This window comes from Vibrio sp. 2130-1 (assembly GCF_033339515.1).
Map to the genome: position 1 here is coordinate 1 of NZ_JAWOUT010000699.1, position 524 is coordinate 524.

1 pseudogene is annotated in these 524 nt (G+C 45.0%); it reads left to right on the forward strand.

The features are described from left to right. Window positions 1-130: 130 nt before the first annotated feature. Window positions 131-524: pseudogene (locus R7Q09_RS28215) on the forward strand (ABC transporter substrate-binding protein); the annotation flags it as partial.

Below are 524 nucleotides of genomic sequence, written 5' to 3' on the forward strand. Positions count from 1 at the left end.
TTACTGATAGAATATGCTTAGTTCTGGTTGAAGTGCGTCAATAGTGACTCAAACATACTCTGTAAAATTTTTTGACAATCTTTCATAGATTTGAGTTACCGCACACTCTTTAAGGTTTTTGGTTAATTTGATGGCTGATTTCAAGCAATTTGGGCGTCGTTTACTTCTTGGTGCGGCGCTTTATGCACCACTCACAATGGCAGCAGAAAAAGAGTTGGTGATACTCACGACCTTCTCTCAAGCACCAATCACTGCTTTGGTGGATGACTTTACGCAGCACTATCCTGATGCTGAAGTCCGAGTGGTTCACCGACGCACTCAATCAAGCCTGCAATTGCTTAGCAAAAGCTACATGAAGGATATCGACTTGGTGTTGAGCTCGTCGCCGTTTCTGATGCAAGAGCTGTCTAATGAACATCGTTTGGCTGATATGTCGTCGCGTGTGCAAGTGCCGAAATGGTTGTCGCCTTATCCATTACCGAATAACGATCAAGTCGTGGCGTTTGGATACTCCGGCGCCGGGA